This window comes from Streptomyces sp. AHA2, assembly GCF_036857595.1.
Taxonomy (GTDB): domain Bacteria; phylum Actinomycetota; class Actinomycetes; order Streptomycetales; family Streptomycetaceae; genus Streptomyces.
Map to the genome: position 1 here is coordinate 45,075 of NZ_JAUQWJ010000010.1, position 19,660 is coordinate 64,734.

Sequence of the window (19,660 nt, forward strand, 5' to 3'; positions counted from 1 at the left end):
GGCCTACTCCCAAGGTTCAAAGGGGCACCCGCGGCTCGTCGGGACGACGTGCGGGATTTGGGAAGGTGCTTCGGCCGCACGACCCGGGGGACGGCCCGAGACGAACGATCAGTCGGTTTCCGGGGACCGCGAGCGGTGTGGTGCCCGGTCCTCCGGGCGGCGCGGAAGTGTGACGTTCCGGTGCGCCGCCCGGAGAGCTCTCACGCGGTGCCGGTCAGGTGCTCGGGGCGGACCGGCGTCCTGTTCAGCTCCACCCCGGTCGCCGCGCGGATCGCCGCGAGCACGGCCGGGGTCGACGACAGGGTGGGCGCCTCGCCGATGCCCCGCAGCCCGTACGGGGCGTGGTCGTCGGCGAGTTCGAGCACGTCGACCGGGATGGTCGGCGTGTCGAGGATCGTCGGGATCAGGTAGTCGGTGAAGGAGGGGTTCTTGACCTTCGCCGTCTTCGGGTCGACGACGATCTCCTCCATCACCGCCACACCCAGGCCCTGTGTGGTGCCGCCCTGGATCTGGCCGATCACCGACAGCGGGTTGAGCGCCTTGCCGACGTCCTGGGCGCAGGCCAGCTCGACGACCTTCACCAGGCCGAGTTCGGTGTCGACCTCGACGACGGCGCGGTGGGCGGCGAACGAGTACTGCACGTGCCCGTTGCCCTGCCCGGTGCGCAGGTCGAACGGCTCGGTCGGCCGGTGCCGCCACTCCGCCTCGACCTCGACGGTCTCGCCCTCCAGGACGTCCACCAGGTCGGCGAGGACCTCGCCGCCGTCGGTGACGACCTTGCCGCCCTCCAGGACCAGTTCGGCCGTCGCCCAGGCGGGGTGGTAGGAGCCGAACCTGCGGCGGCCGATCTCCAGCACCTTCTCGCGGACGAGTTCGCAGGAGTTCTTCACCGCGCCGCCGGTCACGTACGTCTGCCGGGAGGCGGACGTCGAACCGGCGCTGCCCACCTGGGTGTCGGCCGGATGGATGGTCACCTGGGTGACGCCCAGCTCGGTGCGGGCGATCTGCGCGTGGACGGTGACACCGCCCTGGCCGACCTCCGCCATGGCGGTGTGCACGGTGGCGACGGGCTCCCCGGCGATCACCTCCATGCGGACCTTGGCGGTGGAGTAGTCGTCGAACCCTTCGGAGAAGCCGACGTTCTTGATGCCGACGGCGTAGCCGACCCCGCGCACGACGCCCTCGCCGTGCGTGGTGTTGGACAGGCCGCCCGGCAGCTGCCGTACGTCGGCGCCCTCGCTGGACTCCCACTGGCGCTCCGGCGGCATCGGCATCGCCTTGACGCGGCGCAGCAGTTCGGCGACGGGGGCCGGGGAGTCGACCGGCTGGCCGGTGGGCATCAGCGTGCCCTGCTCCATGGCGTTGAGCCGGCGGAACTCCACCGGGTCCATGCCGAGCTTCGCCGCGAGCTTGTCCATCTGCGCCTCGTAGGCGAAGCACGCCTGGACCGCGCCGAAGCCGCGCATGGCGCCGCAGGGCGGGTTGTTGGTGTAGAGGGCGATGGCCTCGATGTCCACGTCGTCGATGACGTAGGGGCCGACGGACAGGGAGGAGGCGTTGCCGACGACCGCCGGGGAGGCGGAGGCGTAGGCGCCGCCGTCCAGGACGATCCGGCACTTCATGTGGGTGAGCTTGCCGTCCTTGGTGGCCCCGTGCTCGTAGTACAGCTTGGCGGGATGGCGGTGGACGTGCCCGAAGAAGGACTCGAAGCGGTTGTAGACGATCTTGACGGGCTTGCCGGTGCGCAGGGCGAGCAGGCAGGCGTGGATCTGCATCGACAGGTCCTCGCGGCCGCCGAAGGCGCCGCCGACGCCGGACAGCGTCATGCGTACCTTGTCCTCGGGCAGGCCGAGCACGGGCGCCATCTGGCGCAGGTCGCTGTGCAGCCACTGGGTGGCGATGTAGAGGTGGACGCCGCCGTCCTCCTCCGGCACGGCGAGGCCGGACTCGGGGCCGAGGAAGGCCTGGTCCTGCATGCCGAAGGTGTACTCGCCCTCGACGATCACGTCGGCCCGGCCGCGGGCCTCCTCCACGTTCCCGCGCACGATCGGCTGGCGGTGCACGATGTTCGGGTGCGGGACGTGACCGGCGTGGTGGTCGTCGCGGTCCTCGTGGACGAGGATCGCGTCCGGAGCGGTGGCCGAGGCCTCGTCGGTGACGACGGGCAGCTCCCGGTACTCCACCTTGATCTTCGCGGCGGCCCGGCGGGCGGTCTCCGGGTGGTCGGCGGCGACGAGGGCGACCGGCTCGCCGTGGTGGCGGACCTTGCCGTGGGCGAGGACCGGGGTGTCCTGGATCTCCAGGCCGTAGTTCCTCACGTCGGTCGGCAGGTCGTCGTACGTCAGCACGGCGTACACACCGGGGGTGGCCAGGGCCTCGGCGGTGTCGATCGAGACGATCTCGGCGTGGGCCACGGTGGAGCGCAGGATCTGGCCCCAGAGCATGTCCTCGTGCCACATGTCGGACGAGTACGCGAATTCGCCGGTGACCTTGAGGATGCCGTCCGGGCGCAGCGTGGACTCGCCGATGCCGCCCTTGGTCGGGGTGCCCTGGGTGATCTTCGTGGGGGTTCCGCTGGGGGATGACACGATCAGACCGCCTCCGACTGCCGGGCGGCCGCGAGGCGGACCGCGTCCATGATCTTCTCGTAGCCGGTGCAGCGGCACAGGTTGCCCGACAGCGCCTCGCGGATGTCCGCGTCGGTCGGGTTGGGGTTGCGCTCCAGCATCTCGTCGGCGGCGACCAGCAGCCCGGGGGTGCAGAAGCCGCACTGGACGGCGCCGGCGTCGATGAACGCCTGCTGGATCGGGGAGAGTCCGGTGCCCTCGCCGGTCTGCGAGTCGGTGCCCTTGGCCTGCCACCCCTGGGCGTCCTGGAGCGACGTACCGCAGGCTCCGGAGGCGCAGCCGCCCTCGGCGCGCCGCCTGGCGTGGTCGGCCAGGCCCTCGACGGTGACGACCTCGCGGCCCTCGGCCTGCCCGGCGGCGACCAGGCACGAGCACACCGGGACGCCGTCCAGGCGGACCGTGCACGAACCGCACTCGCCCTGCTCGCAGGCGTTCTTCGAGCCCGGCAGACCGAGCCGCTCCCTCAGGACGTACAGCAGGGACTCGCCCTCCCACACGTCGTCGGCCTCCTGCGGACGGCCGTTGACCGTGAAGTTGACACGCATCACGCAGCTCCCTCGGTGAGGCGGCGGTCGCCGCGGTAGGACTCCCAGGTCCAGGTCAGCGTGCGGCGGGCCATGACGCCGACCGCGTGGCGGCGGTAGCTCGCGGTGCCCCGGACGTCGTCGATCGGGTTGCAGGCGGCGGAGCACAGGTCCGCGAACTGCTTGGCGACCGACGGGGTGATGATCTTGCCGTTGTCCCAGAAGCCGCCCTCCTCCAGCGCGGCGTTCAGGAACTCCTCGGCGGCCTTGGCCCGCACGGGGGTCGGCGCGGCGGAGCCGATGCCGGTGCGCACGGTCCGGGTCGCCGGGTGCAGCGCGAGCCCGAAGGCGCACACGGCGATGACCATGGCGTTGCGGGTGCCGACCTTGGAGAACTGCTGCGGCCCGTCCGCCTTCTTCACGTGCACCGCGCGGATCAGCTCGTCCGGCTCCAGCGCGTTGCGCTTCACGCCCTTGTAGAACGCGTCGATCGGGATGAGGCGGGTGCCGCGCACCGACGCGACCTCCACCTCGGCGCCCGCGGCCAGCAGGGCGGGGTGGGCGTCGCCCGCCGGGGAGGCGGTGCCGAGGTTGCCGCCGACGCCGCCGCGGTTGCGGATCTGCGGGGAGGCGACGGTGTGCGAGGCGAGGGCGAGGCCCGGCAGCTCGGCGCGCAGATTCTCCATGATCTTCGTGTAGGGCACGGAGGCACCCAGCCGCACGCTCTCCTCGCCGACCTCCCACTCGGAGAGGTCGCCGACGCGGTTCAGGTCGAGGAGGTACTCGGGCCGGCGGTGGTCGAAGTTGATCTCGACCATCACGTCGGTGCCACCCGCAATCGGCACAGCGGTGGGATGCTCGGCCTTCGCGGCGAGCGCCTCCTCCCAGCTGGCGGGGCGAAGGAAGTCCATGACCGGCTCTCTTCTTCGTCTTCTCGTGGGGCGTTCAGATTGAGCCAATCCGTGTGCGGCGGTCCCGGCTCGTTCATGTGCTGTTTACGCGTAGTGGCCTCAGTACACAGGGCCGTGCTCCGACGGGGTCAGTCACGGAAACCATGAAGGAGTTGGCTGGCCACGGCGGGCATCTTGTAGATTCGTATGAACGGAGGCCATCCGAAACCTCCTCGTTCTCCTGTGGAAACGCGCGACACAGCCGCGTGACCTGGGACACAACCGGGACACGGTTCCCAGGCGGCGAGCCCTGCTCACCCACCCGCCGAACAGGCGTTCCCCGAGGATGCCTGACGAGATCCACCACAGTTTTCGAGACAAAGAACGGCGGCGACGAGAATGCGGCTGCGCGCACTGCTGGAGACGGACGCGCTGGGCCTCAAGCTGCTCGGCGGCGAGGACGAGCTGGACCGGACCGTGCGGGGCGTGATGACCACCGACCTGCGCGACCCCAGCCGCTACCTCTCGGGCGGCGAACTGGTGCTCACGGGCCTGGCCTGGCGCCGGGACGCCGGTGACTCGGAGCCGTTCGTCCGGATCCTGGTGCAGGCCGGTGTGACGGCCCTCGCCGCGGGCGAGGCCGAGCTCGGTGACGTCCCGGAGGACCTGGTCGCCGCGTGCGCCCGGCACCGCCTCCCGCTCCTGGCCGTGCACGAGTCGGTGGCCTTCGCGACGATCACCGAGCACGTCGTGCGGCAGGTCTCCGGCGAGCGTGCCGGAGACCTGGCGGCGGTGGTCGACCGCCACCGCCGGATGATGACGTCCGGCCCGGCGGGCGGCGGCCCCGACGTGGTCCTGGACCTGCTGGGCTCCGACCTCGACCTGCGGGCCTGGGTCCTGTCCCCCACCGGCCGCCTGGTCGCCGGCTCCAAGACCGCCGGGGCCGCCCTGCCGGCCGAGGTGTGCGCCCGGCTCGCGGGCGAGCACCTCACCGCCACCCGCACCGGCCGCCGCGGGCCCCACCGGGTCGTCCTCGGCGCCACCACCTTCTCCCTGTTCCCCGTCCGCTCCACCGGCCGTCCATCGCAGCCCGCCCGGGACGTCCGCGAGAGCGCGCTGTCCGACTGGCTGCTGGCCGTGGAGGCGGATGCCGGCGACTGGGCCGAGGAGCGCCTGGACCTGCTGCACGGCGTCACCCAGCTCATCGCCGTCGAGCGGGACCGCCGCGACGCGGCCCGTACCGTCCGCCGCCGCCTCGCCCAGGAGGTACTGGAGCTGGTCCAGGCGGGCGCCGCCCCCGGTGAGATCGCCGCCCGGCTGCGCGTGGCCGCCCCGGTGCTGCTGCCCGGCCTGGGCGCCGCCCCGCACTGGCAGGTGGTCGTGGCCCGGGTCGACTGGGACGGCGAGGAGAGCGAGGCGGGCCCGGTGGCACAGGCCCTGCTGGAGGAGATCCTCGTCGACCCGGCGTCCACCGGGCCGGACCCCTCCGACCGCATCGCGGTCGCCCACTCGGGCGAGGAGGCCATCGCCCTGGTCCCGCTCCCCGCCGTCACGGCGGAGCACGACGGGTCGGAGACCGGCGTCCTCGCCGACGCGCTCCTGGCGTCGGTCCGCGAGCCGCTCGCGGCCGGGCTCGACGGCGACGGCCGGCTCACCCTCGGGGTCAGCGCGGCCGTCCACTCGGCGGAGGGCCTGCGCGGCGCCCTGGAGGAGGCCCGGCACGCCCGCCGGGTGGCCGCCGCCCGGCCGGGCCGGGTCTGCGCGGCCGGCCACCAGGAACTCGCCTCGCACGTCCTGCTGCTCCCGTTCGTCCCCGATGACGTCCGCCGCGCCTTCACGGCCCGCCTCCTGGACCCCCTGCGCGACTACGACCGCCGTCACCGGGCCGAGCTGATCCCCACCCTGGAGGCCTTCCTCGACTGCGACGGCTCCTGGACCCGTTGCGCCACCCGTCTGCACCTGCACGTCAACACGCTGCGCTACCGCGTCGGCCGGATCGAGCAGTTGACGGGCCGTGATCTTTCCCGGCTGGAGGACAAGCTCGACTTCTTCCTGGCCCTGCGGATGAGCTGAGCCACGGGCGTTCGCGGCCCCGCCCCCGGGACGCCGCCGCGTCCCACGACTTTGTGAAATCCTTCACCCGCCCTCTTGGCCCGGCCCGCCGATTCGTGCTGAGATGCCGCCACCACTCAACAGCTCGATGGCGTGCTCGGGGAGGGCAACGTGGCGCATACCGCCATGTCTGGTAACGGAACGACCGCCGGTGACGATCCCCTCCAGACCGCGGTATGGCGGTTGCGCTCGCGCGGGTGCTGGGCCGACGCGGCCGCACTGCTGCTGCCGGCCACCCCGGCGGCCGCGCTGCAACGCGCGGCGCTGCTGGTCGAACGGTGCCTGTACACCGAGCAGGGCTGGGAGGAGGCCGAGGACGCGCTGCGCACGGCGGAGGCGCTGGCCCACAGCGACGACGAGCGGGGCGCGGCCGCTTGTGAACGCGGGTACTTGGCCTACGCGGCGACGGTGCTCGCGGTGCGCGACCGGGCCGACGAGGCCCGGGCCGCGCTCGGCCGGGCGGCGGCACTGGTCCCTCCGGGGGCTCCGCAGCGCGCCCTGCTCGACTTCCGCCGCGGACTGGTCGCCGAGAACCTGACCAGCTCGCCCCAGGCCGCACGCGCCGCCTACCGCCGCGCCCACGCCGGGGCGACGGCCCAGTCCGACCCGCTGCTGCTGTCGTTCACCTGGCGGCACATGGCCGGACTCGCCCTGCGTGAGGGCGAGTTGGCGGAGGCGCGGCACGGATTCGCGGAGTCGCTGCGGATCCGGGAGGAACTGGGCTACCTGGTGGGCACGGCGCCCGCGCTGGTGTCCCTGGCCGACACGGAGACCGAGCCGGAGGCGTCCCGCCTGCGGGAGGAGGCCCGCCGCCTGTTCCGCCTGCTCGGCGGCGTCCCGACCTGGCTGGCCCGCCACCTGACGCCGTTGCCTCCGGCGGCGACGGCCTGAGGCGCTCTCCCCGCACGTCCCCCGCACCCTCCGCACGCGGGAAGGGGACGTGCCGGGGGGTGTCCGCACGCCCCCGGGGGCCGGGGCGGTGCGCGGCCCGCCGAAGAAGCCGCAGGGGCCCGTGGGCGCCCGTCGGTTCAGCCCGCGCCGGCGGCGCCCGCGAAGTGCTCGCCAGCCAGCGCCCGCACGACCTCCAGGTCCCGCGCGATGAGCGCGTCCAGCAGCGCCGTGTGCTCGTGCGCGTCCGCCACCAGGTCGGCCCGCCCGCGCAGTCCCGGCCCACCCCCGACCAGCGGCCACTGCGCCCTGCGATGCAGGTCCTCCGCGACCTGGACGAGCTGGCTGTTGCCCGCGAGGGAGAGCACCGCCCGGTGGAACCCCCGGTCGGACTCCGCGTAGGTCGCCCGGCAGCCGGAGGACGCCGCCCGCACCGTCGCCTCGGCGAGGGGACGCAGCTGCGCCCAGCGCTCCGCGGGCACGGTGCGCGCCAGCCGCAGCAGCACCGGCACCTCGATCAGCGCCCGCACCTCGGCCAGCTCCGCCAGCTCGCGCGCCCCGCGCTCGACCACCCGGAACCCCCGGTTGGGCACGACCTCGACGGCGCCTTCCAGGGCCAGCTGCTGCATGGCCTCGCGCACCGGTGTGGCGGAAACCCCGAACCGCTCCCCCAGCACGGGCGCCGAGTACACCTCGCCGGGCCGCAGGTCCCCCGCCACGAGCGCGGCGCGCAGTGCGTCGAGGATCTGCCCGCGCACCGAGGCCCGCTGCACGACCGGTCGCGACCGCGCGGCGCCCGGCGCGGGCGGCTCGCTGTGCGTGTGCTCACCGCGCACGGCCCCGGCCTGCCGCGGCACGCGGGTCTCGCCGGCCGCTGCGGCCGGGCGCGTGCGGGGCGTCCCGGTCCCGGCGGAGCCCTGCGTGCCCTGCTTCACAAGGTCCTCCTCCGGACGTGTCGGTGACGTGTCGGTACTTGGGGTCATTACGGCGGGGTTGTTACTCGTCCGTCAAGCACCATAAACGCACCGGCCGTCCGTGCACATCCGCGGTTCCCTTTCCGGCGATCTTCGGTAAGGTAAGGCTTACCTTCAGAAGCCTGTTCGACCGGACGGATCGGTGATCACATGCCCGCGCCGCGCTCGGCGGTCTCCGGCGCCTACGCCCGCCTGGCCGAGGTCCTCCCGGGGCTCGCCGTCACGGAACTGGCAGCCGGGGACGAGACCCCTCGGGACGCCGGCTGGGCCGCCGCCGCCGACCTCGCGGCGGCCGGCCCCGCGCTCGACGCGTTCCTGGCCTGGGACGAGGAGCAGATCCAGCGGGACTACGGGCAGCCCGCCCGCCCCGACGTCGTCGCGAGCTTCGGCCTGCACCGCTACGCCTGGCCCGCCTGCCTGCTGTTCACCGTCCCCTGGTTCCTGCAGCGCAGGGTCCCGTACTACCCCGTGACGCACGTCTCGTACGACCGCACCGCTGCCGGGTACCCCCTCGGGCACCTGGCCGTCCGCCCGGCCGGCTTCGCCTGCCTGCCCGGTGACGAGGCGGCCCTCCTGCCGGGCGCCCGCGTCGTGCCCGACGAGGAGGCGCTGCGGGCGGAGGTGCGGTCGGCGGTGGCCGCGCACATGGAACCGCTCCTCGCCGGCTTCGGACCCCGCATGCGGCGCCGCGGCCGGGCCCTGTGGGGCATGGCGACGGACGAGATCGTCGAAGGCGTCTGGTACATCGCGCAGCAGCTCGGCGAGATCGAGGAGCGGCGGGCCGTGCGCGAGCTGGAACTGCTGCTGCCGGGTGCGGTCAAGCCGTACGTGGGCACACCGGCCTTCCGGGAGCTGACCGGGCCGGGCGGCGAGCCCCTGCGCACCCGGGAGCGGGCCAGCTGCTGCATGTTCTACACCCTGCGCCCCGAGGACACCTGCGCCACCTGCCCCCGCACCTGTGAAGCGGACCGGGTCACCAAGCTGCTGGCCGCGGCGGGCTGACGCACCGTCGGACAGCACCGCACCCCTCGTCCCGTAAGATCATCACAACAGCAGGCCCCCCACACGCCTCCAGGTGGTTCACACTCTCCTCACGCGTGGCGGGAACTTTCCCGGGAACCACTCGTACGGGTAGTCTTGTTCGAACTCAACTCCCGCCCCTCAAGCGGCAGTTCGAGCAGAACGCCGCCCTGGGCATCCCCTTGCACCTCCTTGGCGGCCTCTTGCCCCGAAACCCCCTGAGGGCTGACGGGATTGGGCCACTATGGCGGGCGTTACGCCCTATCCCACTGCAAGGGACCCCCGAATGAGACTGACCGACATATCGCTGAACTGGCTGCTTCCCGGCGCCGTGCTCCTGCTGGGCATGCTGGCGGCGGTGGCGGTGCTCGCGCGCGGCAAGCGCTCCTCGGTCAAGGACACGAGCGCGGACGACTCCTGGGAGCGCAGCGAGGAACGCCGCAGGCGCAAGGAAGCGATCTACGGCACTGTTTCCTACGTCCTGCTGTTCTGCTGCGCGGCCGTCGCCGCCGCGCTCTCCTTCCACGGCCTGGTCGGCTTCGGCGAGCAGAACCTCGGCCTGACGGGCGGCTGGCAGTACCTCGTCCCGTTCGGCCTGGACGGCGCGGCGATGTTCTGCTCCGTGCTCGCGGTGCGCGAGGCCAGCCACGGTGACGCCGCGCTCGGCTCCCGGATACTGGTCTGGACGTTCGCTTTCGCCGCCGCCTGGTTCAACTGGGTGCACGCGCCCAGGGGCGTCGGCCACGCGGGCGCTCCGCACTTCTTCGCCGGCATGTCCCTGTCCGCGGCGGTGCTCTTCGACCGCGCGCTGAAGCAGACCCGCCGCGCCGCCCTGCGCGAGCAGGGTCTGGTGCCGCGTCCCCTGCCGCAGATCCGCATCGTGCGCTGGCTGCGCGCTCCCCGTGAGACCTACCGCGCCTGGTCGCTGATGCTGCTGGAGGGTGTGCGCAGCCTGGACGAGGCGGTGGACGAGGTGCGTGACGACAAGCGCAAGAAGGACGAGGCCCGTCAGCGGCGGCGCGACCAGCAGCGCATGGAGCGTGCGCAGCTGAAGGCGATCAGCCGCGGGCACCGCGGGCACTTCGGCCGCGGTGGCGGCCGGCAGGTCGAGGTGCAGGTGGAGCGCGCCTCCGCGCAGGCCTCCGCGGAGCCTGCCATAGCGCCGGATCCCCTGCCCGTCCGCTCGCGTCCCTCCCTTCAGCCGGTGCGCCAGGGGACTGACCCGGTGACCGTCGACCTGACCGCGGAGGACGACACACAGGCACTGCCGCGCCTGGACTCCCTGGAGCGCAAGCTCAAGGACCTGGAGCAGCAGTTCGGCTGACGCGACGGCACCGGAAGGGGGCGCGGCCGGCGGGCCGCGCCCCCTTCGGCGTTCACGCCGCGCGGGCCTGGAGCTCGAACCAGACCGACTTGCCCACCTCGTGCGGCCGTACCCCCCAGTCGTCCGCGAGGGACTGCACCAGGAGCAGGCCGCGCCCGCCGGTGCCCTCGTCGGGCACCGGTACGCGCACCCGGGGTCTGCGGGCCACGAAGTCCCGCACTTCCACGCGCAGTCCGCGGGGCCCGACGGTGGCCGTGAGGACCGCGTCGTGGTCGGTGTGGACGATCGCGTTGGTGACCAGTTCGCTGGTGAGCAGTTCCGCGATGTCGGGGAGGTCCGAGCGTCCCGGGGGCCTGCCCCACCGCCCGAGCAGTTCCCGCAGGGCCCTGCGGGCCTCCGGGACGGCCCGCAGGTCCGCCCGTCCGAGTCTGCGGTGCAGTTGCGGCTCCGGCTCCCGCTCCGCGGGCTCCTGCGGGCCGTCCCCCGCCGTTCTCACGGAGACGGCTCCCCTCGCCGTCTGACCGCCTCCCCGTGCCTGCCTCTCCATGGCCCCCGCCCGCGCGCCGATGTCGGTTCCCCCTTGGTCGAACACGTTCACGGGGATCCATGCCCCGCCGGGCACGCGCCAGTCATGCCCGGCCCCCGACGGCCGGGTGTTCGGCCACGGGAACGAGGGCGGGGCCCGGCGTCGGGCCGCCGTGCGGTACACCGGTGGAGGGGAAGGGGTCAAGGGGGTGGCCGGTCAGGGTCTGCGCACGGTCGCTGACCGCCCGGGATCGGACGACGGGCCGTGGGCCGGCTGTCGTCGGACGCGTGCGCGGGGACGGGAGGACACGGCCGGCTCCGGGGAACGGCGCTCGCCGGAAGTTGGCCGAAGTACGACGGTTCCTGTACGACGGCTTCCGTCTCCGCCGCGCCGGTGAGGGGCCGTCCTCCCCACCCCCGTGGCGGAGGACGGCCCCTTCTGCGGTGGCCGCGCGGTCAGTGGAGCTTGTTGACCGCGGTGGTCGTCGTCTTCTTGAAGGCACTCACCGGGGCGCCGTCGAAGTCGCCCATCTGCCCCCACTGCACGACGGTGACGGTCCGGCCGTCGCGTCCGACCGACGTCAGCGAGACGTCGTTGGCGCCCCAGGAGGTCTCGGTGTGCAGACCCCGGACCGTGGCACCCTCCTCGACCGGCAGCTTGCCGTAATAGCGGCCCTCGGCCGCGGTGTCGGGGTCGTTCTGCTCGATGCGGTCGGCGCAGGTGCGGAGCAGGTCGTCGTAGTGCTTCGCCAGGGCCTTGGCCAGGGTGGCCGTGTCCGCCACGACGGTCAGCTGCACGGCACGCGTGTCCAGGTCGGTCTGGAACTCGCGGTACCGGTAGTCGTAGGACGGCACGCCCTCCGTGCTGATGCAGGAGCCGAGCCCTTCCGGGAAGCCCTCGGTGACGGGGCCGGCCGTCCAGGTGGAGGTCGGGTGCGGCGGCAGCTGGGACGCCGACAGGAACTTGGGTGCGACGGTCTTCGTCGCGGCACCGGCGGCCGGTGCCGTGAGGACCGTGCCCGCCGCGAGGGCGGCGACGGTGAGTGCGGTGAGCGCGCTGGCTCGGACGTGTTCGGGCATGGGTGTTCCCCCGTGGGTGCATGCGTGGATGGTCGGTGCCGCCGCGCAGCCGGCTTCTCGGCCGGGGCCTGCTCGGTGCGGCACCGAAAGCATCAGCGGTCGCACCGGGCGGACGCAACAGCCGGCGCCCGATCCGGCACGGTGGAACCATCCCAGCCCTTGTGACGTGCAGATACATGAGGTGCCTGGGATGCCGTTCCGGGCCCGGTCGGACCGCGAGGACGGGGGAACGGTGTCGGTGCACAGGGACGTCGACGACGTCGGGGAGTTCGCGGCGCTGCTGCGGGCGCTGAAGGAGCGCACGGACCGCAGCTACGGTTCGCTGGCCCGCCGCCTGGCCATGAACACCTCGACGCTGCACCGGTACTGCGCGGGCGACGCGGTCCCGGTCGACTTCGCGCCCGTGGAACGCTTCGCGGCCCTGTGCGGGGCCACCGCCGAGGAGCGCCTGGAACTGCACCGCCGCTGGCTCCTCGCGGCGGCGGCCCGGCAGCGCCCGCGCGGCACGGCGACGGGCGGCACGGCGACGGGCGGTTCGCAGGAGGAGCCGGACGCGGCAGAGGATCCCGCCGCGGAGAAGGACGCGGGCGCACACCGGGACCGGGGCGCGGGCGCGGCCCAGAACTCGGGCGCGGCGACAGATGCGGGTGCCACGAACGCCGGGGACGCGGTGCGGGATGGGCGCGCGGCGCCGGACCGGGGTGTCCCGCAGGGCGCGCACGCGGTGCAAGGCTCCGAGGCGGCGCAGGACACGGGCGCACACCGGGGCCCGGGCGCCCCGGCGAGCGGTCGTACGGCGCAGAGCCCCGGTGCCCCCGCCGGTCCGGGCGAAGCCCCGGAGAGGACCGACCTGCCGGCCGCAGCGAGCACCGTCGCCCCACCGGCCCCGGCAGCCGCACTGCCCCGTCGCCCCTGGCACCGCAGCAGGGGCCTGACCGCCGGTATCGCCGCCGCCGGCGCGCTGCTGGCGGCCCTGGGGGGTATCGCCGCGCTGCCCGACGGGCGGCGGGCGGCCGCCGACGACCGGGCCCGTGCCGTCGCCCCGGCCGGCCCCGGGGCGGAACCGACCGCGCGGAGGGAGCAGCACGGCTCCTCCCCCTCGCCGAGCGGCTCCGCCGGCCCGAAGCGGTCGTCGCCCTCCCCCGCCCCGGAGAAGCCGGAGAAGGAGGGCAAGAAGGCGAGGAAGGACGGCAGGACCTCCCCCTCGCCGTCCGTCCGCACCGGCCCTCCCCCGCGCAGCGGCACCTCCGCCGCCGCTCCCCTCACCTGGTCCGCGGACTCCCAGGCGTGGAAGCTGGGTTGCGGACACGACTACGTGGTCGCCAAGCCGCCGGCCGACGTTCCCCCACCACCCGTGCCGCAGGACGCGGGTTCCTGGGCCGCGTCCCAGCGAGCGGTGCACGCGGGCGAGACGCTCGTGCGGCTGTCGGTGCAGGGCCGGACCGACACCGCCGTCGTGCTGGAGGACCTGCGGGTGCGCGTGGTGGGACGCACGGCACCGGTCCAGGGCAACGCCTTCGCGATGGACCAGGGCTGCGGCGGGTCGCTCACCCCGCGGTACTTCGACGTGGACCTGGACAAGGACCGGCCCATCGCCCGCGCGGTCGCCGGGAGCGACGCGGGCACGCCCGTCCCGGCGGTGCGCATGCCCTACCGGGTCTCCGCGCGGGACCCCGAGGTGCTGCTGGTGACGGCGGGCACCCGGTCGTGCGACTGCCGGTGGTACCTGGAGCTGGACTGGTCCTCGCAGGGGCGCAGGGGCACGGTCCGGGTCGACGACCACGGCCGGCCGTTCCGCACCAGCGCCCTCGAAGGCCTGCCCCGCTACCTGTACGACACCTCGGCCCGCCGCTGGACGCCGTACCGCTAGACGCCGCCCTGCCGGCCACAGGACCGCCGGAGCGCGGCGCGGTCAGCGCCGGAGCCGGAGGCTCCGGGTGGCGGCCCGGGCGGCGTGCCGGACGGCGGCGATGGCGGGTTCGTCACGGCGCTCGGTGAGCCACGCGAGGGCTGAGGTGGACGGCGGCAGGTCGTCGACGTCGACGTAGCGCACGCCCGGCCGGGGGAAGAGGTCCCGGGCCGCCGCCGGCAGGAAGCACATGGCCTCTCCGCGGGCCACGGTGTGCAGCAGCGTCTCCATGTCCGTCACCACGGGCCCGTACCGCACGGGACTGCCGTCGGGCCGGGGGTCGACGGCCCAGAAGGCCCGCCACTCGCGCGGGGTCTGCGCGGGCCAGTCGACCACGGGGCGGCCGGCGAGCTGGGCGAGCGTGATGCCGGGCTGCTGCCCCAGGGGGTCGTCGGCCGGGAGGCACGCCACCCGGGGCTCGCTGGCCAGTCGGTGCAGCTCTATGCCCTGCGGCACGGGAGGCCGCAGGAAGACCACGTCGACTTCCCGCTGTTCGAGGGCGGCAGCGAACCGGTAGGCGTTCAGGGTGACCATGTCCACCGTGAGCTGCGGGTGACGGTCCGCCTGCAAGGCCCGCAGCACGGCGTGGGTGTACGGCATGGCGGCCTCGGCCCCGACGGTCCCGACGACGAGCCGGCCCGAGAGGCGACGTACCTGCGAGTCGGCCGTGCGTCGCAGGTGGACCATGGCGTCGACCGCTGCCCGGGCTGCGGGGAGCAGTGTCCGCCCGGCGTCGGTGAGATCGACCGTCCGGTTCGTGCGCTCGAACAACCGTACTCCCAGGCGTCGTTCCAGACCACGGATCTGCTGGCTCAGCGCGGACTGGCTGATGAAGAGGGAAGCGGCAGCGCGCCCGAAATGCCGGGTCTCCCCGAGAACGAGGAACAGGCGCAGCTGGTGGATGCTGGGCTCCGCCGCGGACTCGTTGCTCACCGAGCCGGTCCCACAGGTCTCACCGACCGCGGTCATGAACCGCACCTCGTCGAGCGGACGGGGACGGTGACCGCCCGCTGCCGCCCGCGAGCGCCCCGGGCGGCAGCCGCGGGACGGCCACCGGGTGCCCGGGCACCCGGGTTCGCGGCACGAACGCGTGGTGGCGGGGGTGGTACTGGTAGTGCCTCGGTCCGGCCCCGGGCATCGGGAGTGACCTCCCTCCGCACCGCGGCCGCATGGACGCACAGCGGCATGGCGCTCCTTGCTTCTGGTCCGGCGGGGCGGGGTGTTCGGGCTCCGCCAGACTAGGAGGGCGCCGGCCGCGCCGGTCCTGACAGATGTCAGGTGCCGGGGGCCCGCCGGGCGGCGTCGCGGCCGGACGGCGGGCCGATGCGCGGGGCCCTATGGCCGGGGCACGTTGCGGAGGTTGGAGCGGGCCATCTGGAGCATGCGGCCGACGCCCCCGTCCAGCACGATCTTCGAGGCCGACAGGGCGAACCCGGTCACCATCTCGGCCTTGATCTTCGGCGGGATGGACAGCGCGTTGGGGTCGGTGACGACGTCGACGAGGGCCGGGCCCTTGTGCTTGAAGGCGTCCTTGAGCGCCCCGGCGAGGTCCTTGGGCTTCTCGACGCGCACCCCGTAGGCACCGCAGGCACGGGCGACGGCTGCGAAGTCCGGGTTCTTGTTGGCGGTGCCGTGCGAGGGCAGGCCGGCGACCAGCATCTCCAACTCGACCATCCCGAGCGAGGAGTTGTTGAACAGGACGACCTTCACCGGGAGGTCGTACTGCACCAGCGTGAGGAAGTCGCCCATCAGCATGGAGAAGCCGCCGTCACCGGACATCGACACGACCTGCCGTTTGCGGTCGGTGAACTGCGCGCCGATCGCCATGGGCAGGGCGTTGGCCATCGAACCGTGCGAGAAGGAGCCGATGACGCGGCGGCGGCCGTTGGGCGAGAGGTAACGGGCCGCCCAGACGTTGCACATGCCGGTGTCGACGGTGAACACCGCGTCGTCGGAGGCGACGTCGTCCAGCACGGACGCCACGTACTCGGGGTGGATCGGCGTGTGCTTCTCGACCTTGCGGGTGTAGGCCTTCACCACCCCCTCCAGTGCGTCGGCGTGCTTCTTGAGCATCCGGTCGAGGAAACGGCGGTTCTTCTTCTCCTTCACCCGCGGGATGAGGCAGCGCAGCGTCTCCCGCACGTCGCCCCACACCGCGAGGTCCAGCTTCGAGCGGCGGCCGAGGTGCTCGGGCCGCACGTCGACCTGCGCGATCTTCACGTCGTCGGGAAGGAACGCGTTGTACGGGAAGTCGGTGCCGAGCAGGATCAGCAGATCGCACTCGTGGGTGGCCTCGTAGGCGGCGCCGTATCCGAGCAGTCCGCTCATGCCGACGTCGTAGGGGTTGTCGTACTGGATCCACTCCTTGCCGCGCAGGGCGTGGCCCACCGGGGACTTGATCTTCCCGGCGAACTCCATGACCTCCGCGTGCGCTCCCGCCGTGCCGCTACCGCAGAAGAGGGTGACCTTGCCGGCCTCGTCGATCATCTCGACCAGCCGGTCGATCTCGGCGTCGCCGGGACGCACGGTGGGCCGGGAGGTGACGAGGGCGGTCTCGGCGGCCTGTTCCGGGGCGGGCCGGTCGGCGATGTCCCCGGGCAGGGTGACGACGCTGACGCCGCTGCGGCCGACGGCGTTCTGGATGGCGGTCTGCAGCAGCCGCGGCATCTGCTGCGGGCTGGAGATCATCTCGCTGTAGTGGCTGCACTCGGCGAACAGCCGGTCGGGGTGGGTCTCCTGGAAGTAGCCGAGGCCGATCTCGCTGGAGGGGATGTGCGAGGCCAGGGCGAGGACCGGGGCCATGGAACGGTGGGCGTCGTAGAGGCCGTTGATGAGGTGCAGGTTGCCGGGGCCGCAGGAACCGGCGCAGGCGGCGAGGCCGCCGGTGATCTGGGCCTCGGCACTGGCGGCGAAGGCGGCGGTCTCCTCGTGCCGGACGTGGATCCAGTCGATGGCGGAGTTGCGGCGGACTGCGTCGACGATGGGGTTGAGGCTGTCGCCGACGACTCCGTAGAGGCGTTTGACCCCGGCGCGGGTCAGGATGTCGACGAACTGTTCCGCGACGTTCTGTTTGGCCATGGTTCTCGTCTGCCCCTTCGGTTCCCTGGGATCCCTCCGGGTTCCATCACCTCACACGCCGCGCGCTCACGCCTCCCACACCGCCGCGGCCGTACGGTCGTCCGCGTAACCCTTGACCCGTACCTGGGAGTCGGCGAGGAACGCGGCCAGGCCGGGCGGCTCCGGCAGGGACCACCGCTCGGCGAGGTACTCGCCCAGTTCGGGTTCACCGCGCAGCGGGTCGGCGAGGCCGCCGCTGCACATCAGGAGGGTGTCACCCGGGCGGGCGACGGAGGTGCGGAAGCGGAAGGGCTCGCGGGGCGCCTCCGGGGCCGGCTCGTAGGGGCTCGGCGGGGTGGGGATGCCGAGGTCCATGGTGAGCCGGTCGCCCTCGGAGGTCTCGGAGGGCGGCGACCCGAAGCCCAGGACCGCCTCGCCCCGGACGTCCGTGACCTGAGGTTCTATGTCCTGCCACTCCCCTTCCCGCAGCCGGAACAGCCCGCCGGGTCCCACGCCGAAGAACACGCGGGTGCGGCATGCGGGGTCGGCGGGCAGCAGCAGGCACCGCAGGCTGGCCGCGTACTCCTCCGGGGTGACGCCCTGTTCGCTGGCGCCGGCGCGGAGTTTGCCGAGGCTTCGGTCGGTGAGGCGGTGCAGTCCGGACTTGAGGTCGCCCCGTCGGCCGCCTCTGATGTCCTCGACCAGGCGTGCGTGACTGCGTCCCACCGCACGGCCGATCCAGTGACACGCCTCGGCGGCGGCCCGGTGCGCGCCCGGCGTGGCACGGGCCCCGGTCGCCATCGCCACCAGCAGCAGCGCCTGCTCGCCCGTCCCGAACCGCGCGGTGAGCAGGGAGTCGCGCCGCGGTTCACCCCGGTACCGCGCCGAGTCGCCCCGCACGGACACGGCCCGCAGGGTGCAGGCGCCGTAACGGGCCCCGTCGAGCACGGTGTCCGCGACGAGGTCGCCCAGGTCGTCCGGGTCGGCGGCGGGCAGGGCGGTGGGTTCGGCCTCGTAGGTGGGCGGCCGGGAGCCGACGTGCCCCCGGGGCCCCGGAGTCCCGGCGGGCCACTCGATCCGGGGCTCCGGCCGCTCCACCACCGGTTCCGGTGGCGGCCCGGTGGGAAGCGGCGGCACGGAGACGGTCCCGACCGCACGGTACGGCTCCGCCGGGGAGCCGGGGCCGGGAGGCTCCGGCGGCGCGGACGGCGGATCCGCGGGCGGGGGCGGGGGCGGGACGGAGGACGCGTCGGCCACCGTCGGCGTCCGGCCGGGCCCGCCGGGCCAGGCCGGCGGTGCCGCAGGAGGCGGTGGGGCCGGGGGCATCTCGGGCGCGGGGGGCGGGGCCGCAGCGGGATGCTCCGGGCTGGCGGCCGATGCCGGGGCTGCGGGTGCCGGGGTGGCGGGTACGGCGGGGTCCGGGCCGGCGGCCGATGCCGGGGTGGCGGGTGCCGGGGTGGCGGGTACGGCGGGGTCCGGGCCGGCGGCCGATGCCGGGGTGGCGGGGGCGGTGGGGGCGGGTACGGCGGGGTCCGGGCCGGCGGCCGATGCCGGGGTGGCGGGGGCGGTGGGGGCGGTGGGGGCCGGGCTGCCCGCCGAAGTCGGCTGGTCCCCCGGCGGCCGCTCAGCCGTTGACCATCCGGTCCGTCGCCCATCACCCGGCGGCTGCTCAGTCGTTCGCGGTTCAGCGGATCGCCGCTCGGCCGGTGGCCGCTCGACCGATCGCCCCTCGTCCTCCGGCCGCTGTCCGGCGGAGCCCGACGGCCGGCCGGCCGTCGGGAAGGTGACCGGGCCCGGTGGGCGGGACGGCGGTGGCTCCCAGGGGGCGCGCGGCGGGGCCGGCAGGTCGTCGGCGCCGGCCCGGGGCGACGGTACGACGGGCCGTCCGGTCACCGTCCCCGCCGCCGAGGCGAAGCGGTCGTCCAGCGAATCCGGGCCCGGTGCCGGGCCCGTGTCGTCGGTGGAGTCCTCGTACAACTGCCTCCACCAGTCGTCCTCGTGACCGGTGGGCCTTCCCCCCTGCTGGCTCATGCCCCCGATTGTCCACCGCGCGAGCCGGATGAAAACGGGGCTTGTGGAAAAAACCGGCCCGCCGCCCCTCCGTGACCGGCACCTCGGGTGATCAGTGGAACGGCCGTGCGATCAAGCGCATGGGGGCCGCCCGGCCCGCCGACCTGCGGAGGTGGCCCCCCGTCACGCTGCTGACCTGCGCCTCCTCCCGGCTTCCGGCAGTCTGGTCAGATGGGAGTGTGGGACCTCCTGCTGGTCGGGCTGGTCATCCTGCTCGGTCTGTACGGTGTGCTGCTGCCCGCCATGCCCGGGTCGTGGCTGGTGTGGGCCGCGGTCCTGTGGTGGGCGCTCAGGGACCCGCACCCCGTCGCCTGGTGGGTCCTGGTCGGGGCGACGGTCCTGCTCCTGCTCTCCCAGGCGGTGCGCTGGGCGCTGCCGCCCCGCCGTCTGCGTCCCGGCGGCACCACCCGCCGCATGCTGACGTACGCCGGCACCGGCTCCCTCCTCGGTTTCGTCCTGGTCCCGGTCCTGGGCGCGATCCCCGGCTTCCTAGGCGGGATCTACCTCTTCGAGAGAATGCGGCTGGGGCGGCACGCCGACGCGGTCGCCGCCCTGCGCACGGTGCTGCGCTCGGGCGGCTCCGGCATCCTGGTCGAACTGTTCACCTGCCAGCTCATCGCGGCGGCCTGGGCGGGCGCGGTGATCTGGGGCTGACCGGCC

15 protein-coding genes are annotated in these 19,660 nt (G+C 74.0%); 6 read left to right on the forward strand and 9 right to left on the reverse strand.

All coding sequences use genetic code 11. The features are described 5' to 3' along the window. Positions 1-200: 200 nt before the first annotated feature. Genes Q5694_RS21135 through Q5694_RS21145 form a run of 3 tightly spaced genes read right to left on the reverse strand, consistent with a single transcriptional unit; the run spans position 201 to position 4,062 of the window. Positions 201-2,588, reverse strand: a complete 2,388-nt coding sequence (locus Q5694_RS21135) for a xanthine dehydrogenase family protein molybdopterin-binding subunit (protein WP_333934760.1) — start codon at positions 2,586-2,588, stop codon at positions 201-203. Between the two features lie 2 nt (positions 2,589-2,590). After that, the gene (locus tag Q5694_RS21140) at positions 2,591-3,172 is read right to left on the reverse strand and encodes a (2Fe-2S)-binding protein (RefSeq protein ID WP_333934761.1); all 582 of its coding nucleotides are present in this window, start codon (positions 3,170-3,172) and stop codon (positions 2,591-2,593) included. Further along, complete coding sequence (locus tag Q5694_RS21145; protein WP_333934762.1) at positions 3,172-4,062, reverse strand: FAD binding domain-containing protein; 891 nt, start codon at positions 4,060-4,062, stop codon at positions 3,172-3,174. Before Q5694_RS21145 ends, Q5694_RS21140 begins: the two co-directional genes overlap by 1 nt. A gap of 378 nt (positions 4,063-4,440) precedes the next feature. Here Q5694_RS21145 and Q5694_RS21150 point away from each other — a divergent pair, with 378 nt between their 5' ends. Beyond that, the gene (locus tag Q5694_RS21150) at positions 4,441-6,114 is read left to right on the forward strand and encodes a PucR family transcriptional regulator (RefSeq protein ID WP_333934763.1); all 1,674 of its coding nucleotides are present in this window, start codon (positions 4,441-4,443) and stop codon (positions 6,112-6,114) included. Between the two features lie 165 nt (positions 6,115-6,279). Further along, entirely contained in the window at positions 6,280-7,044 is a 765-nt protein-coding gene (locus Q5694_RS21155; protein WP_333934764.1) for a hypothetical protein, read from the forward strand. A gap of 137 nt (positions 7,045-7,181) precedes the next feature. On the opposite strand, the gene Q5694_RS21160 is transcribed toward Q5694_RS21155, so the two are convergent. Continuing rightward, positions 7,182-7,976: a GntR family transcriptional regulator gene (locus tag Q5694_RS21160; protein WP_333934765.1), complete on the reverse strand. Its 795-nt coding sequence runs from the start codon at positions 7,974-7,976 to the stop codon at positions 7,182-7,184. 189 nt (positions 7,977-8,165) lie between these two features. On the opposite strand from Q5694_RS21160, the gene Q5694_RS21165 reads away from it, so the two are divergent. Beyond that, the gene (locus Q5694_RS21165) at positions 8,166-9,017 is read left to right on the forward strand and encodes a (2Fe-2S)-binding protein (protein ID WP_333934766.1); all 852 of its coding nucleotides are present in this window, start codon (positions 8,166-8,168) and stop codon (positions 9,015-9,017) included. Between the two features lie 304 nt (positions 9,018-9,321). Beyond that, positions 9,322-10,359, forward strand: a complete 1,038-nt coding sequence (locus Q5694_RS21170; RefSeq protein ID WP_333934767.1) for a DUF2637 domain-containing protein — start codon at positions 9,322-9,324, stop codon at positions 10,357-10,359. 52 nt (positions 10,360-10,411) lie between these two features. On the opposite strand, the gene Q5694_RS21175 is transcribed toward Q5694_RS21170, so the two are convergent. Together Q5694_RS21175 and Q5694_RS21180 are read right to left on the reverse strand one after the other, a co-directional pair. Next, a complete protein-coding gene (locus Q5694_RS21175) occupies positions 10,412-10,906 on the reverse strand; it encodes an ATP-binding protein (RefSeq protein ID WP_333934959.1) in 495 nt (164 codons plus the stop codon). Between the two features lie 434 nt (positions 10,907-11,340). Next, positions 11,341-11,964 carry a hypothetical protein gene (locus Q5694_RS21180; protein WP_333934768.1) on the reverse strand — a complete coding sequence of 208 codons (624 nt, stop codon included), beginning with the start codon at positions 11,962-11,964 and terminating at the stop codon, positions 11,341-11,343. Between the two features lie 232 nt (positions 11,965-12,196). On the opposite strand from Q5694_RS21180, the gene Q5694_RS21185 reads away from it, so the two are divergent. Beyond that, the gene (locus Q5694_RS21185) at positions 12,197-13,834 is read left to right on the forward strand and encodes a helix-turn-helix domain-containing protein (protein ID WP_443040913.1); all 1,638 of its coding nucleotides are present in this window, start codon (positions 12,197-12,199) and stop codon (positions 13,832-13,834) included. Between the two features lie 42 nt (positions 13,835-13,876). Here the strand turns inward: Q5694_RS21185 and Q5694_RS21190 are convergent, their stop codons facing one another. From Q5694_RS21190 to Q5694_RS21200, 3 genes are all read right to left on the reverse strand, one after another. Next, complete coding sequence (locus tag Q5694_RS21190; protein ID WP_333934770.1) at positions 13,877-14,842, reverse strand: LysR family transcriptional regulator; 966 nt, start codon at positions 14,840-14,842, stop codon at positions 13,877-13,879. 366 nt (positions 14,843-15,208) lie between these two features. Next, positions 15,209-16,951, reverse strand: a complete 1,743-nt coding sequence (locus Q5694_RS21195; protein ID WP_333934771.1) for a pyruvate dehydrogenase — start codon at positions 16,949-16,951, stop codon at positions 15,209-15,211. Between the two features lie 66 nt (positions 16,952-17,017). After that, on the reverse strand, positions 17,018-18,961 hold the full coding sequence (locus Q5694_RS21200) for a protein phosphatase 2C domain-containing protein (RefSeq protein ID WP_333934772.1): 1,944 nt from the start codon (positions 18,959-18,961) through the stop codon (positions 17,018-17,020). Between the two features lie 210 nt (positions 18,962-19,171). Here Q5694_RS21200 and Q5694_RS21205 point away from each other — a divergent pair, with 210 nt between their 5' ends. Continuing rightward, entirely contained in the window at positions 19,172-19,654 is a 483-nt protein-coding gene (locus tag Q5694_RS21205; protein WP_333934773.1) for a DUF456 domain-containing protein, read from the forward strand. Positions 19,655-19,660 lie beyond the last annotated feature (6 nt).